The sequence below is a fragment of the Leptolyngbya sp. BC1307 genome (assembly GCF_002286735.1).
Classification (GTDB): domain Bacteria; phylum Cyanobacteriota; class Cyanobacteriia; order Phormidesmidales; family Phormidesmidaceae; genus Phormidesmis.
On record NZ_NRTA01000003.1, the window covers coordinates 71,710 to 86,006 of the forward strand.

Consider the following 14,297-nt stretch of genomic DNA (forward strand, 5'->3'; position numbering starts at 1 on the left):
ATCCTGGCTGTCCTCACCCCAGAGCGTTCATTCCAGAGCGTTCATTGTAGAACAGGCGAGCTGTAGCGTCTACGAGTACCCACCCATTTCACAGGTCATCACCACAGAAGCTGTTCGGCAGCTAGGGGGCACCATCGCCGACACGCTATTTACTGAGAAGAGGGGGGCCCTAAAACAGGTCTTTATCAGTCACTGCGCCCTGACTGCTCGAAGATACCAATTTGGCGTATTTTGCAAGTACCCCACGCTCATAGCGAGGCTTGGGCGGGCTCCACTGAGTTTTACGCTGGGCGAGTTCTGCGTCTGATACGTTCACTTGTAGCAGGAGCTTGTCGGCATCAATGGTGATAGTATCGCCTTCTTTGACGAGGGCGATCGCTCCCCCTACCGCCGCTTCCGGCGCAACATGGCCCACCACCATGCCATACGTCCCCCCGGAGAACCGCCCGTCGGTAATCAGCCCGACCGAGTCCCCTAGCCCAGCCCCGATGATCGCCGAAGTGGGTGCGAGCATTTCGCGCATACCCGGCCCGCCTTTTGGCCCTTCGTAGCGCACGACAATCACGTCGCCCGTCTTGATTTTGTTCGCCAAAATCGCGTCCAGACAGTCTTCTTCCGATTCAAATACGCGGGCGGGGCCGGTGATGCTGCGGTTCTTAATGCCCGTGAGCTTAGAGACGCCGCCTTCAGGTGCGAGGTTGCCTTTGAGAATGCCGAGATGCCCTTGCGGATACATCGGTTTGTCAAACGGGCGAATGACATCCTGGTCGGCAGACGGCTGATCGGGTACGTCGGCCAGGACCTCGGCGATGGTTTGGCCGCTGATAGTAAGGGCCTCGCCGTGGAGCAGCCCTTCGTTCAGGAGCATTTTCATCACCTGCGGAATGCCGCCTGCTTGGTGTAAGTTGGTGGCAACGTAGCGGCCCGAGGGCTTCAGGTCACAGAAGACAGGGACTTTGTTGCGAATGGTCTCAAAGTCATCAATGGTCAGATCGACGCCGATGGTGTGGGCGATCGCCAATAAATGCAGCACCGAATTCGTCGAGCCACCAACGGCCATAATTACTGCGATCGCGTTCTCAAACGCTTGGCGCGTGAGAATATCTTTGGGCAAAATCTGCTGACGAATGGCTTCTACCAGCGTGGAGGCAGACTTTTCTGTACTGACTGCCTTTTCCTCATCCTCAGCCGCCATGGTGGAAGATCTGGGCAAGCTTAGCCCCATAGCCTCAATCGCCGAAGACATCGTATTCGCTGTAAACATGCCGCCGCAAGAACCGACTCCCGGACAAGCGTGACGCTCGACTGCATCAAGCCTTTCCTTGTCAATTTTGCCGGCGCTGTACTGGCCGACGGCTTCAAAAGCACTGACCACTGTGAGATCTTCGCCGTCTAAATGTCCCGGCTTAATGGTGCCGCCATAGACGAAGACAGCGGGGATATTCATGCGGGCGATCGCCATCACCGCTCCCGGCATATTTTTATCGCAGCCGCCAATTGCCAGCACGCCGTCCATGCTCTGTCCGGTGCAGGCCGTCTCAATCGAATCGGCAATCACTTCGCGTGAGACCAGGGAATATTTCATGCCCTCAGTGCCCATCGAAATGCCGTCGCTGATGGTGATCGTGCCAAACATCTGCGGCATGGCCCCGGATTCGCGTAGGGCCGCTTCTCCGCGAAGTGCCAGCGTATTAATGCCCATGTTGCAGGGCGTAATGGTGCTGTAGCCGTTGGCTAGCCCGACGATCGGCTTATTGAAATCGCCATCTTGAAACCCTACCGCCCTCAGCATCGCTCGGTTGGGAGCCCGCTGCACACCCTGGGTGACTACCTGACTGTTGCGATTCTCTGGCATGCGGGGCTTCTCCTGAGTTGAGTGCTTCCAAGGCTTAGCTTCTGACTTCCAAGGCTTAGTTTCTGAGCTTATCATTGCGCCATAGTTTTCGCCTGTAACAATGTCGCCAATCTACCGGCCTACCGTCAGCTACCGACCAATCATGACTGGCAGAGACAAGCGCAGCACAGTGACCACCTGGCTAACCTGCAAGTGAACGGCGATCGCCTTTTGCCACTGCTGACGACTCTCCAACGCGTTGAGATAGCCCAGAGCAGCCAGTCTGCTGACCAGGGAAGGTGAAAGCGTATCGGCTGTCAGTCGAGCCATGATCTTCAGCCAGCTTTGCACGCTGGCGGGCAGCGCCTCTGCCAATCGCAGCGGCAGTGTCGGCGTCGAAAAAGACTGCACGTAGGCCGCACTTAAGAAAGGACGATATTGCTCAGCCTCAGGCGATCGCTGCAAAGCAAAGCTTAGAGAAACCCCTTTTAGTAGCTGTCGTAGATTGGCCGTCTCATCGCCCCGTAGCTCAGCAATAAAGGGCAGCTCAGTCAGCGCCTGATTGATATTACTCGGATCGCCTACGCTCAGGTGAGTACCGCCAATTACAGCCAGCAGATATTTAGGACCAGAGAGCTGCTCAAACGGTACCAGCTGCTGATTGAGCGGGGGGGTAACGCTATCTTGAGTGCCGGTCAAAATCAGGGTGGGCACCGTGACTGCCGACAGACCCGCTTCGCCAAACAGCTTGCCCACCAGCGGATTCATCGCCATCACCTGCTTGATCCGGTCGTCGCTGAGGTCGGCTACCTGCTCTGGCAAATCCACCGCCGCGCACTGCAACCAGTCTGCCGGAGAAACGCCCAGCGGCTGAATATCCTGACAAAAGCTTTGGAGCGATCGCACATCTAAAGTCGCCCCGGCTAAAGCCAGCCCGGTGTAACCACCCAGAGAATGGCCGATGAGCGTGACATCTTCAGTATTAAAAACGCCGCCATAGAAAAAGCTGCGCTGATCGAGCTGCGCTAGCTGGTCTAGCACAAAGCTGACATCCCGAGGCCGGTCCAAAAACTCTGTTGCAGGCAGCAGCCGACTCGGCGACTCAGCAAGCTCTGGATCAACTGGCAGGTTAAGCAGCGCCTGCACATTGCTGCCCGGATGCTCCACTGACACCACTGTGAGACCGTGAGAAGCCAGGTGCTGAGCAAGATAGTCTAAAAAATAGCGATCTGCGCCGAAGCCGTGAGAGAGCACGACCAGCGGCCCTCGCGGATTTCTGGTCCAGTGCACCTCCACCGGAATCACCCGCTGGCGATCTACGTCACGAAAAGACAGCGTGCGCTGAAGGACGCGGTTGTTTTGGCCTTGAGCAGTCGGGTCAAGATCACTCGGCGGTAGGGTAGAGAGTGAGGTCGGCTCTACCTTTAGCTCCTGCTCCAGTACGCCGCTAAGAGACCGGCTCTCCAGGTTAGACAAGTTGAGCTGAGAGGCCAGAGCGATCGCCGCGCTCAAGTCTATTTCTAACGTCTCTTGCGGCACCGCTCGCAAAATGTCCAAAAGGCTAAGGCCATCTGCCTGACTAGCCGCTAGCCGAATCGCGGCCTGCAGCTGAGGAATCGTTAAATTGGGGGCAATTCGCGCCAGCGCGTTGGTAAAAATCTCGCCGTTCGCTGAAGCCAGTACGTCTTCGATCATGCGATCGCTCATCTGCGGGTCGAGTTCTAACCGCTGCTGCAGGGCAAGCTGCACCTGCGGCGACAAAAACCGCTGATACAGCCGCAAACTCGGCGACACCTCACCAGTTTGGGCAAATGTTTCCAAATCGCGCAGGGCGATCACCTGACGCAGCGGCCCCACCTTAATCACTAAGCGCTCAGCCGCCCAGCCGGGAGACGCCACTAGCGCTGCCAGCCCGATGCTGAGGCCAGCCGCTCTCAAGCCAGCCCAGCTCAAAGGCCCAGCCCTGAAAGACCACACACGGCGAGTACCGCACAACACACCGAACGCTTCGCTTAAAGGCATAAACACAACTAGCAAAAATCATCAGCAGAGCAGCTTCCTGTAGGTGATCACCGCAGATGCCGTATCGGTGATGAGACCCCGTATGACGATAGGGGGGCACGCCGGGCACTTACAAAGCACGCACAAAAAAGACTTGATGATAATATCTTACCCACTCCTTCACAGGTATCGGAGTAGCGCTCGCGTTTTTCTACCCTGCTGCTGAGTTATTTGCAGGCAAAAGGTGTCACAAGAATGAGAGGTGGTCACAGGTTCTATCTAGGGTCTATCTGTTAGATTTCTCAATATTTTGCGCCTGAGTCACATCTGTCAGAGGCTATAGAGGAGACCCTTTAAGCTTTACTAGCTATTTTTGGCAGCGTCAAAATGACGCCAACCGGGGCAAGCTAACAAGCGATCGCGCCTGCCTGCAGCGCGAGATGAAGCCAATCGTTTAAAATCAAAACCTGTGAAATTAAAGCTTAATGTCAGCAGGCTTTGACAGCCCGCAACCTTCTCACACCTTCGCTATAGCATCCAAACTCCGGAGTATTTTATGACTGATGACGAAAGAAAGCAGCTAGACGAGTTCTTGACGCCTCGCAGCAAATACCAGGGGGAATTTTCGCCCCAGAATCTAGCCTTCAACGCCAATTTGCAGGAGTTTGCGCAGCGGGTATCGCTCATCTGCGGGCTTGAGACCGGCGGAAAAATTAGCAGCGCTCAAGCCTATGACGATATTAAAAAGCTTTGGAAAGAGGTCAAAGCATCCAAGAAAAACCTACTGAATAAAGACCAGGAGAGCTAGCCGAGGGGCTACTCACTGTCGCTCGGCTCGTGAGTAAAGTAAGCAGTGACAATTTTGGCAATTCGCTCAGCAGCATGACCGTCACCAAAGGGATTGACGGCCTTAGCCATGGCGGCATAGGCGTCTGCATCAGCCAACAGTTCTGAAGCGGCCGCAACGACGGTAGCCGGATGAGTACCCACTAATTTGGCGGTGCCAGCGGCGATCGCCTCGGGTCTTTCAGTGGTCTCTCTCAGCACCAGCACCGGCTTACCCAGGCCAGGCGCTTCTTCTTGCAGTCCGCCCGAATCAGTCAGCAGCAGGGTGCAGCGCTTCATTGCCCCCACCAGCTGAGCATAGTCGAGTGGCTCTACTAGAAACGCTCGGGGATGGCCGTCTAGAGCGGCCTTGAGCGGATCGCGCACGGTAGGATTGCGGTGCAAAGGCAGCAGCAGCGCGGTATCCGGAAAGCGGTCGAGAATCTCCAGAAAGCTATCGGCAATGTCTTTGAGCGGAGTGCCCCAGTTTTCCCGGCGATGCACGGTTGAGAGAATGACGCGCTGCTTTTCCCAGTCGAGCCCTGGCACCTCACAGACCGGAGATTTTCCGGCCACAGTCAGCAGCGCGTCAATCACGGTATTGCCCGTTTGGTGAATGCCAGTAGAAACGCCAGAAGCCTTGAGATTATTTACTGAGGTGGCAGTCGGGGCAAAATGCAGGGTGGCGATCTGCGAAACCAGCCTGCGGTTGGCCTCTTCTGGAAAAGGGTTCAAAAGATTATCAGTGCGCAGGCCCGCTTCGACATGGCCAACCGGAATTTTTTGATAAAAGGCAGCTAGGGCAGCGGCAAAAGCAGTCGTCGTATCGCCCTGAGAAATCACCATAGCCGGCTGCATTTGGGTGAAGAGACGCTCTAGCCCTTTTAAGCTACGACAAGTGATGTCGCTGAGGGTTTGCTGAGGCTGCATGATATCTAGATTGTGATCGGCCTGCAGGTCAAACAGGGACATGACCTGTGCCACCATCTCCCGGTGCTGACCGGTAAGTACGACCTGTGTATCAAACTGAGGCAGTTGCTGAAAGGTCTGGATAACGGGGGCGAGCTTAATCGCTTCAGGGCGAGTACCCAGGGTGATGCAGATGCGAATAGGAGCGCCAGAAGCGCGAGAAGACTCAACCATGAGCGATCGCCTCAGTGAAATGCTGCAAACAGTAAACCGTGAAGAACCAGCAGAATAACGCGAACCGGTTCCTAACGAACAGATCTCCTACAACCGGCAGGGCAAACCAGCTCGTCCATAGCGACGCTAAAGCGTTCCTTTGATAGCATAAAACCCCTTCCCATTCCCCTTTTTCCTTTTCCCTCTCACCTTGCCTTATGAAACATGCGATCGCTCTCACCGCCACCCACTGCCAATCTCTCGACCTGACCCTCGCCCAGCAGGTAATTGACCCCGTTCTAATGCACCACCAAACGGACGCCAAACCGGGACAGGGACTTGGCAACCCCGATCTAACCTTTAGCTTCGCTATCGACTTTCCGCAGGAAGCAGGCGATCCGCGTGAGCTGTCAGAGATTCCAGAAGTGCGCCTATGGTTTATCCGGTTAGACGCCCATTACCCCTGGCTACCGCTTTACCTCGACTGGGAATCTGGCGAACTCAGCCGCTATACCGCCATGCTCGTACCCCACCAGTTCAGCCCGGTTGACGGCATTCGCTACAACCCTGAGGCGCTAGAGATTTTTGTCATGAGCAAAGTTTTTAGCCTGGATGGATGGCTCAAGCAGCAGGGCATCGACGGTCGCTCCCGGCTCAAGTTTATGACCCAAATGCTGGGCTATGAGCTAGACGATGCTTTGTTTAATCTGTTGTAAGGTGACCTTTACCCCCTACAATCTGGGGCGTAAGCACTCAGGTTTTATCAGAAAGTAGAGTATCAGCATGGCGGCCATTGGAGAGATTATCGGCGGATTCATCGGGCTGCTCATCCTGGCCGGCATTGTCGCCTATCTGCTGATTGAGTGGCAGTATCGTCAGCGCCCTGGCAACGACCTGGAGCTGACCGCCAGCGAGTGGAATTTGGATACCTATGAACCTGAGCACTACGCGATTTCTCTCGATACGGTCTTTACCAACCGCACCCGCAGCCTGGAAATTTTTATTCCAGAAGTCAGCGTTGAGTACGAGCTACTCTCTGGCAGTAGCTTAGAGGGCATCACCGTTAAGACCGAACTGGTTCCCCAGCACGAAGACTTTCCGGCCCGGCCCGATAATTACTGGTTTGCTTACATTGTCAAAGTGGGCAAAGCGACCAAAGCCCAGCTCAAAGTAGACATCACCGGAGCCGACCTCACCCGGCTCAAATCGCTCTGGCTAAAGGTGCATTACATCACCTATGGCCCCGAGGGGCGAATTCCTAAGACCGGTCACTTTATCGTGCCGCTCAAATTTCCTAAGCCCGAGGCAGCGACCCAGTGGCGCGAAAGCAGCGTCGCCAAAATTCTACCGATACCCACTCATCTGCTCACCCCGCTTGACAGCCCCATCGAAATTGTCAAGCACTACGTCAAGCCCTGCGCGCTGCCTGGCGATATTGTCACTATTGGCGAAACACCCGTGGCGATTATGCAGGGGCGGTTGCGTCACCCGACGACAGTCAAACCGGGCTGGCTCGCTAAGCGACTGTGCTACTACTTTATGCCGACTTCTAGCCTGGCAACAGCCTGCGGAATGCAAACGCTGATCGATGTCTCTGGGCCGTGGCAGGTGGCGATCGCTTTTATCATTGGAGCGATCGCCAAAGTCGCCGGCAAACCCGGCATGTTCTATCAGCTAGCCGGAGAGCAAGCCCGCCTGATTGACGATGTCACCGGCACCCTACCGCCCTTCGATCAGTTTATTGTGCTCGGGCCCCAGCACTCACAGCAGCTAGTTGACCAAATTTACCGAGAAACCGGCCTGAAAGCGGCCATTGTCGATGTCAACGATTTAAAAGCGGTTAAAATATTAGCAGCGACTGCCAATACCGACCAGCAACTGCTCATTCAGGCGCTGATCGATAACCCCGCAGGCAACGCCGATGAGCAGACCCCCGTTGTCCTCATTCGCCCTGCGCAGCCCGCACCCTCACCGCCGACGGAGCCCTCATGACTCGCAGCCCTTCGCCAGAAAATGGCCTCTTAATCAGATCCATTCACCTACGTGATCTGGATCATTTGGAGGCGGCTGGCGCAACCGAGATTGCCTCGCATGACACCGAAGCGCCAGAAATTGATCAGTACGTCAAGCAGATGCGCCGCTGGTATGGGCCGCTAAAGGCGCTGACGCTTTTTCCCAATCCGCTACAGCATGTCTTTTCGGCCTTTGTCGCCGAGGCCGAAGGCAACCTTCAGGGCATGATTCAGGTGTCGCCGTTTAACCGCACCCTGAGCACCTGGAAAATTGACCGAATGCTGGTTAATTTGGCCAAATCTGCTCAAGAATCTAGCAAAAAGGCTGATAGTGGCGAAGGCGGGCAGCTGCACTTAGGTCTAGACGTTGGCTCTCAGCTGCTGCGTCACTGCTTCAGCAGCATCCGAGAGGCTCAATACTGGATTAGCGAAACCGAAGTCAACGACAAGTTTGGCCTCTCTCTCTACCGGCACAATGGCTTCCAGCCGCTGGCCCGGGCGACTTACTGGTCCATTCAGCCAGAGCAGTTGGCCGCGCTCTCTGAGCGCGACCCGGCCCTGCCCAATCTGCTGCCGGTGAGCAATGCCGATGCTCAGCTGATCTATCAGCTAGAGACGGTCTCGGTGCCACCGCTGGTGCGTCAGGTACTCGACTACCAAATTCAAGACTTTAAGACGACGCTCACGGGTAAGCTAAAAAAGCGGATGACTCGCTGGGTCAACCGTGAAGAGACTGTCTCTGCTTACGTGTTTGAACCGCAGCGCAAGGCGGCTATTGGCTTTTTTGAGATTAAGCTGTGTCGTCACAGTACCGCCGCCCACAGCGCCAAGCTCACAGTGCATCCAGCCTATACCTGGCTCTATCCTGAGCTGATGGCGCAGATGGCGGGCGTGGTGCAGAAGTTTCCTAACCAGCCGCTGCAAATTACTTCGCTGGACTATCAGACTGAGCGAGAAGAGTATCTCCGGCAGATTGGGGCGCTAGAAATTGAGCACACGCTGATGATGTCGCGTTCGGTATGGCATAAGGTGCGCGAGGCTAAATCAGGTGCGCTAGAAGGGTTGAAGCTACCGGATATGCTGCCAGGGCTGAAGCCGACCGGCAGCCCATTGCCGGGCCGTTTTTCTTGGCATGGGCCAGCGCTAGACAGTCCGTCGCGCGATGGCCTGTCTTGGGATGGGCTGGCCTGGGATCGGTTTTTCTTAGAGAGTATGTCGCAGCTCTCTTTAGACAAGCGCAGTGGCGATGCCGCTCACGAGGGAGAGGCCACGTCAGACTGACGCTAAGGGTTTCGATGAGGGTATGGTTTCTGCACTGGGCTTGGATTTGGGGGCAAAGCGAATTGGGGTGGCGGGGTGTGATCGCACTGGCCTGATCGCGACTGGCCTCACCACCCTGCGGCGCACCTCATTTGACAGCATGGTCAACCCGCTGCGAGAGCTAATCCGGGCGCGGTCGGTTGAGGTGTTAGTGATCGGACTGCCCTACACCATGGACGGGCAAATTGGCCGTCAGGCTAAGAAAATTCAAAAGTTAGCCTGCCGCCTGTCGCGATCGCTAGACCTACCGGTCGAATTTGTCGATGAGCGTTTGACCTCATTTCAGGCTGAGCAAATGCTGCTAGCAGAGCGGCGATCGCCCTCCAGGCACAAAGAACTGATTGACCGTAAGGCCGCCGCGATTATCTTACAGCAGTGGCTAGACAACCGGCGAGAGCGGTTCGATCAATCCTCTGATCAGCCCGTAGGCTTACCCTGCTCTGCCCACTCACTGATACCCTAGTTGAAGCTCTCGTTAAAGCTTCCCGTTAAGGCCCAATCCGACATGCCCCTTGCTTACCTCAGGAGACGCTGCTATGGAGTTTGATCCTAACCTGCTCGATGAGCCCGCTGAATATCCGGTTGTGACGCTCACTGACGAAGACGAGCGGCTGCTACCTTGCTATGTTGAGAAAAGCATGGAGGTAGACGGGGAAGAGTATCTGCTGCTGCTGCCTGTCAACCTGCCGATTGAGATTTTTGTCTGGCAGGCCGATGAAGACGATAGCGAAGAAGAAGTCTTAGTTGACGTAGAAGAAGAAGAAATTGACGCGCTATTTCCGTCAGCGCGGGCAGTACTCGCTGAGCTTGATCTGCTGCTAGAGCGCTCTGCCCACACGCTCACTGCCGCTGGTGACCTACCCGAAGCCGATGAGGAAGACTGCTTTTCTTTGGAAATTAGCGAGGAAGATAGCCCTGCTGCCACTGAAGATTTTCAAATGCTGGCGACTTTCTTCCACGACAACTCGCAGTACACACTCTGTACACCGCTCGACCCGCTGCTGTTCTTTGCCCGTCGCCGTGAGGGGAAGGTAGAGCTAGTCGATCCAGAGGAGTTTCAAAAGATGCGATCGCAGCTAGAAGACAAGCTGTTTGACGTTTTAGACTGACCCCTTACACTAGAGTTTGTAAAAAGTGGCCCTACCTCAAAGAGCTGCCTCCTTTCACTATGACCTGTGAACATGCCCATAAATATGCGTAGTTCAAAACGTCTTTTTTTAATCGTGCTGCTGACGCTGGCAGGCTTAGTTGCGGGTCAAAGCTGGGCCTGGTGGAGCTGGGCTAGGTCGCCAGTCGCCGAGGAGCCGACTTCCAAAGAAAACTTCGTGCAGGTGCAAATACCCGAAGGCACCGCCTCTAATCAGATCGGGCAAATCTTAGAAACTGCTGGCCTAATCCGCTCAACGACTGCTTGGAAGCTGCTGGGCCGGTGGAGGTCATTTCGCAATGCAGAGGGAGGCTTTCAAGCGGGCAGCTACGTCATCTCCCCCAGCCAGAGCCTGCAAGATATTGCCGATACCATTTGGGATGGCGATGTGGTGCAGGTGAGCTTTACAATTCCAGAGGGCTGGAACCGCGAGCGCATGGCTGCAGAGTTCGAGGCCCAGAATTTGGTGCTCGCCGCAGACTTTTTAGCGGCTACTGAAAATATTCCCTACGAGCGCTTTCCCTGGCTACCTGAGGGCATTCCTCATTTGGAGGGCTTTTTATACCCTAATACCTACCAGATTGGTAGCGCTGCTGTCACGGCAGAAAGCCTAGTTGATGTCATGCTCAGACAGTTTGAGGAAGTTGCTCTGCCTCTCTACCAGGATCAGCCTAGCCGATATAACCTTCTAGACTGGGTAACCCTGGCCAGTATTGTAGAAAAAGAGGCCGTCGTTGCCGACGAGCGCGACCAGATTGCCAGCGTATTTGCTCGCCGATTAGAAGAGGGCATGACGCTAGGCTCTGACCCGACAGTGGAATATGGCTTGGGCATCGTTCAAACTCCGGAAAACCCGCTGACGTATGCTCAGGTAGAGACGCCTAATCCTTACAATACCTATATCAATGCAGGGCTGACGCCGACGCCCATCGCTAGCCCCGGCATAAAGAGCTTACAAGCCGCCGTTGATCCGGGCCCGACCGATTTTCTCTACTTTGTCGCTCGCTATGACGGCACCCATGTCTTTAGCCGCACACTCGGCGAACATGAGTCCGCTCAGAATAAAATTCGCGATCGCGTTGAGGCCGAATCCGATGGCTAGTTGCTTCAAAGCTGGTTAGCCCGCTAAATTACCCCGACCGATACGCGCCTTTGTCCCCTTCATCTGCCCTGCTATGAGCTGGATCAATCTCCTACAGCCCGACTTAATCGTCAGTAATTCGGTTTTGGGCATCACCCCTAAGATGGTGCGCGACTATGGCATCAAAGGGCTGGTGCTCGATGTAGATGAAACCATCATCCCCATCGGCAAAATACAGCTCGACCCGGCTGTACGGACTTGGGCGGAGGAAATTCAGTCGGTGGTGCCGCTTTCTCTAGTCAGCAACAACGTGGGCTATGAGCGGATTCGCAAAATCGCGCTGGGCATGGCTCATGGCGCAGACGTGCCCTTTACAGCCAGCGCGGGCAAACCCTCCCGACGCAAGCTGCGCAAGGCAGCGACGGCGATGGATTTACCCTTTGAGCAGATTGCGATGGTGGGCGATCGCCTCTTCACAGACGTTTTAGCAGGCAACCGATTAGGGCTATTCACTATTTTGGTGCAGCCGATGCTAGAGCCCAACTCTAAAGATCCGAGAAATCTGCTGCGCAATGCGGAGTTTTGGATTTCCCGGCAGCTAGGCATTACCCTGACGGCGACGCTTTAAGCCATGCCTCAGTACACGCTGGTGGTCAAAATTGGCACTTCAAGCCTTACCCGCGCCGACACTGGCAAGCTGGCGCTGGCAACCATTGGCAGATTAGTCGAGACTCTTTGTCAACTTCAGCAGCTGGGTCATCGAGTGATTTTGGTGTCTTCTGGGGCAGTCGGAGTGGGGTGCGCCCGTTTGGGTATTACTCAACGGCCCAAGACGATGGCGCTCAAACAGGCCGTTGCGGCAGTGGGTCAGGGCCGGCTGATACGAATCTATGACGATTTTTTTACCGCGCTCACGCAGCCGATTGCTCAGGTGCTGCTAACTCGTAGCGATTTGGCTCAGCGATCGCGCTACGTCAACAGCTACCGCACTTTTCGCCAGTTAATGAAGCTGGGCGTGATTCCTATCGTCAATGAAAATGATACCGTCGCCACGGACGAACTGAAGTTTGGCGATAACGACACGCTCTCGGCACTCGTTGCTAGCCTGGTGGCGGCTGACTATCTATTTTTGCTTACCGATGTCGATCAGCTCTATTCTGCTGACCCTCGGCAAAACCCTCTGGCGCAGCCAATCAGCCGGGTGCGCCAAATCGATCAGCTAGAGGCTGAGGTTGGGGCCGCCGGTTCGAGTTGGGGCACAGGTGGTATGTCCACTAAAATAGAAGCGGCTCGAATTGCGATCGCCGCTGGCACGCACACTGTGATCACGCAAGGCCAAACGCCCGAAAATATTCTCAAGGTTTTGCAGGGCGAGCCCATCGGCACCCTCTTTGAAGCGCAGGCTAGCAAGTCAACAGCCCGCAAACGCTGGATTGCAGGCAGCATCGTCCCTGCCGGACGGATCTACTTAGATGCGGGTGCCGCCGCCGCCATTCGCACTGCCGGTAAATCGCTGCTGCCCGCTGGCATCACTGAAGTAGAAGGCGAATTTGCCTCACAAGATGCTGTTTTGCTCTGCGATCGCAGCGGCCAGGAAATCGCTCGCGGCCTAGTCAACTACAGCGATAGCGAACTACGCAAAATCTGCGGTCATCGCTCTGCCGATATTGCCGGTTTGCTTGGATATGCCGGAGCCGAGACGGTCGTTCACCGGGATAACCTGGTACTCGCACCGTGAAACGGCTGTACTAGGCAGACCGTATAAAGCAGATGTATGAAGCAAATATATGAAGCTGCGGTTTACTTGTCAGGGAACCATAGCGATCGCCAGCAAATGCATTAGACTGCGCGTGTAAAGCGCTGAGATACTTTTCGACTTACCATGGCGATCGCTTCTTCTCCCACACCTAACGCTTCAACCCATTCTTCTCGAAAACCGGCTGTGCTGGTCACTGGCGGCGCTGGCTACATCGGCGCTCATGCTGTCTTGGCGCTAGAAGCCGCAGGCTATCAAACCGTCATCTTAGACAACTTGGAATATGGCCATCAAGATTTAGCCAAGCGCCATCTCAAGGCCGAACTCGTCGTCGGCGATACGACTGATCGGCCTCTATTAGACCGGCTGTTTAGCACTTACAACTTTGCTGCGGTGATGCACTTTGCCGCTTACATCGCAGTCGGCGAATCGGTCAGTGAGCCCGCCAAATACTACCGCAACAACGTATACGGCACGCTCAATTTACTAGAAGCGATGGTGGCAGCGGGCGTCAAGCGGCTGGTCTTCTCTTCTACCTGCGCTATCTATGGCCCGCCAAAAACGGTGCCAATTCCTGAAGATCACCCGCAAAACCCGATCAGCCCCTATGCCACCAGCAAGCTGATGGTCGAAAAAATGCTGCTCGACTTTCAATCCGCCTACGGTTTGCAGTCGGTGTGCTTTCGCTACTTCAATGCGGCTGGCGCTGACCCGCAGGGCCGTCTGGGAGAAGACCATAGCCCCGAGACTCACCTGATTCCGCTGGTATTGTTCACGGCTTTGGGCAAGCGCGAGTCGGTGTCTATTTTTGGCAGCGACTATGAAACCCGCGATGGCACCTGCATCCGCGACTATATTCACGTGAGCGACTTAGCCGATGCCCACGTCAAGGGGCTAGAGTACCTGCTGGAGGGCGGCGAAACCTCATTTTTTAACCTGGGGAATGGCAGCGGCTTTACTGTTAAAGAAGTGATTGAGACAGCTCGGCGGGTGACCGGACGGGAGATTGTGGCGGTGCCGTGCGATCGCCGCCCTGGAGATCCGCCGAGCTTGGTCGGTACTAGCGAACGGGCGCAGCAGGTCTTAAACTGGCAGCCTCAGTACCCTGATTTAGAAAATATCATCACGCACGCCTGGCAGTGGCATCAGCAGCGGCATGGCGATCGCACTTGACCCTTTAGATTAAAGTCATAAAAAAA

The 14,297-nt window shown here is 55.3% G+C and carries 13 protein-coding genes; 10 read left to right on the plus strand and 3 right to left on the minus strand.

Annotated features, from left to right (window positions below):
- Positions 1-169 precede the first annotated feature (169 nt).
- Positions 170-1,855, minus strand: a complete 1,686-nt coding sequence (ilvD, locus tag CKL79_RS02860) for a dihydroxy-acid dehydratase (RefSeq protein WP_121968073.1) — start codon at positions 1,853-1,855, stop codon at positions 170-172.
- A 129-nt stretch (positions 1,856-1,984) separates the two neighbouring features.
- Positions 1,985-3,787, minus strand: a complete 1,803-nt coding sequence (locus CKL79_RS02865; RefSeq protein WP_240518607.1) for an alpha/beta hydrolase — start codon at positions 3,785-3,787, stop codon at positions 1,985-1,987.
- 604 nt (positions 3,788-4,391) lie between these two features.
- On the opposite strand from CKL79_RS02865, the gene CKL79_RS02870 reads away from it, so the two are divergent.
- Positions 4,392-4,643 carry a hypothetical protein gene (locus CKL79_RS02870; RefSeq protein WP_121968075.1) on the plus strand — a complete coding sequence of 84 codons (252 nt, stop codon included), beginning with the start codon at positions 4,392-4,394 and terminating at the stop codon, positions 4,641-4,643.
- A gap of 8 nt (positions 4,644-4,651) precedes the next feature.
- On the opposite strand, the gene wecB is transcribed toward CKL79_RS02870, so the two are convergent.
- Entirely contained in the window at positions 4,652-5,803 is a 1,152-nt protein-coding gene (gene wecB / locus CKL79_RS02875) for a UDP-N-acetylglucosamine 2-epimerase (non-hydrolyzing) (protein ID WP_121968076.1), read from the minus strand.
- A gap of 197 nt (positions 5,804-6,000) precedes the next feature.
- On the opposite strand from wecB, the gene CKL79_RS02880 reads away from it, so the two are divergent.
- The 9 genes from CKL79_RS02880 (at position 6,001) to galE (ending at position 14,271) form a co-directional block, all read left to right on the plus strand.
- A complete protein-coding gene (locus CKL79_RS02880) occupies positions 6,001-6,498 on the plus strand; it encodes a CRR6 family NdhI maturation factor (protein WP_121968077.1) in 498 nt (165 codons plus the stop codon).
- Positions 6,499-6,565: 67 nt separating this feature from the next.
- A complete protein-coding gene (locus tag CKL79_RS02885; RefSeq protein WP_121968078.1) occupies positions 6,566-7,774 on the plus strand; it encodes a F420-0:Gamma-glutamyl ligase in 1,209 nt (402 codons plus the stop codon).
- Entirely contained in the window at positions 7,771-9,075 is a 1,305-nt protein-coding gene (locus CKL79_RS02890) for a GNAT family N-acetyltransferase (protein ID WP_121968079.1), read from the plus strand. The genes CKL79_RS02885 and CKL79_RS02890 overlap by 4 nt, the downstream gene beginning before the upstream one ends.
- Positions 9,076-9,097: 22 nt before the next feature.
- Positions 9,098-9,577, plus strand: a complete 480-nt coding sequence (gene ruvX, locus CKL79_RS02895; protein WP_240518608.1) for a Holliday junction resolvase RuvX — start codon at positions 9,098-9,100, stop codon at positions 9,575-9,577.
- A gap of 73 nt (positions 9,578-9,650) precedes the next feature.
- Positions 9,651-10,223: a DUF3727 domain-containing protein gene (locus tag CKL79_RS02900; protein WP_170943944.1), complete on the plus strand. Its 573-nt coding sequence runs from the start codon at positions 9,651-9,653 to the stop codon at positions 10,221-10,223.
- An 84-nt stretch (positions 10,224-10,307) separates the two neighbouring features.
- Positions 10,308-11,363, plus strand: coding sequence for an endolytic transglycosylase MltG (gene mltG, locus CKL79_RS02905; RefSeq protein ID WP_121968081.1), 1,056 nt, complete (start codon positions 10,308-10,310; stop codon positions 11,361-11,363).
- Between the two features lie 73 nt (positions 11,364-11,436).
- Positions 11,437-11,970 (plus strand): YqeG family HAD IIIA-type phosphatase, encoded by a 534-nt coding sequence (locus tag CKL79_RS02910; RefSeq protein ID WP_121968082.1) that lies wholly within the window; start codon positions 11,437-11,439, stop codon positions 11,968-11,970.
- Positions 11,971-11,973: 3 nt separating this feature from the next.
- Positions 11,974-13,080 (plus strand): glutamate 5-kinase, encoded by a 1,107-nt coding sequence (gene proB / locus CKL79_RS02915; RefSeq protein WP_121968083.1) that lies wholly within the window; start codon positions 11,974-11,976, stop codon positions 13,078-13,080.
- Positions 13,081-13,224: 144 nt separating this feature from the next.
- Positions 13,225-14,271: a UDP-glucose 4-epimerase GalE gene (gene galE, locus CKL79_RS02920; RefSeq protein WP_121968084.1), complete on the plus strand. Its 1,047-nt coding sequence runs from the start codon at positions 13,225-13,227 to the stop codon at positions 14,269-14,271.
- The last annotated feature ends 26 nt before the right edge of the window (positions 14,272-14,297 follow it).

Coding starts and splice junctions, on each gene's coding strand:
- ilvD (WP_121968073.1), bottom strand. CDS start 1,855: ATGCCAGAGAATCGCAACAGTCAGGTAGTCACCCAGGGTGTGCAGCGG.
- CKL79_RS02870 (WP_121968075.1), top strand. CDS start 4,392: ATGACTGATGACGAAAGAAAGCAGCTAGACGAGTTCTTGACGCCTCGC.
- wecB (WP_121968076.1), bottom strand. CDS start 5,803: ATGGTTGAGTCTTCTCGCGCTTCTGGCGCTCCTATTCGCATCTGCATC.
- CKL79_RS02880 (WP_121968077.1), top strand. CDS start 6,001: ATGAAACATGCGATCGCTCTCACCGCCACCCACTGCCAATCTCTCGAC.
- CKL79_RS02885 (WP_121968078.1), top strand. CDS start 6,566: ATGGCGGCCATTGGAGAGATTATCGGCGGATTCATCGGGCTGCTCATC.
- CKL79_RS02890 (WP_121968079.1), top strand. CDS start 7,771: ATGACTCGCAGCCCTTCGCCAGAAAATGGCCTCTTAATCAGATCCATT.
- ruvX (WP_240518608.1), top strand. CDS start 9,098: ATGGTTTCTGCACTGGGCTTGGATTTGGGGGCAAAGCGAATTGGGGTG.
- CKL79_RS02900 (WP_170943944.1), top strand. CDS start 9,651: ATGGAGTTTGATCCTAACCTGCTCGATGAGCCCGCTGAATATCCGGTT.
- mltG (WP_121968081.1), top strand. CDS start 10,308: ATGCGTAGTTCAAAACGTCTTTTTTTAATCGTGCTGCTGACGCTGGCA.
- CKL79_RS02910 (WP_121968082.1), top strand. CDS start 11,437: ATGAGCTGGATCAATCTCCTACAGCCCGACTTAATCGTCAGTAATTCG.
- proB (WP_121968083.1), top strand. CDS start 11,974: ATGCCTCAGTACACGCTGGTGGTCAAAATTGGCACTTCAAGCCTTACC.
- galE (WP_121968084.1), top strand. CDS start 13,225: ATGGCGATCGCTTCTTCTCCCACACCTAACGCTTCAACCCATTCTTCT.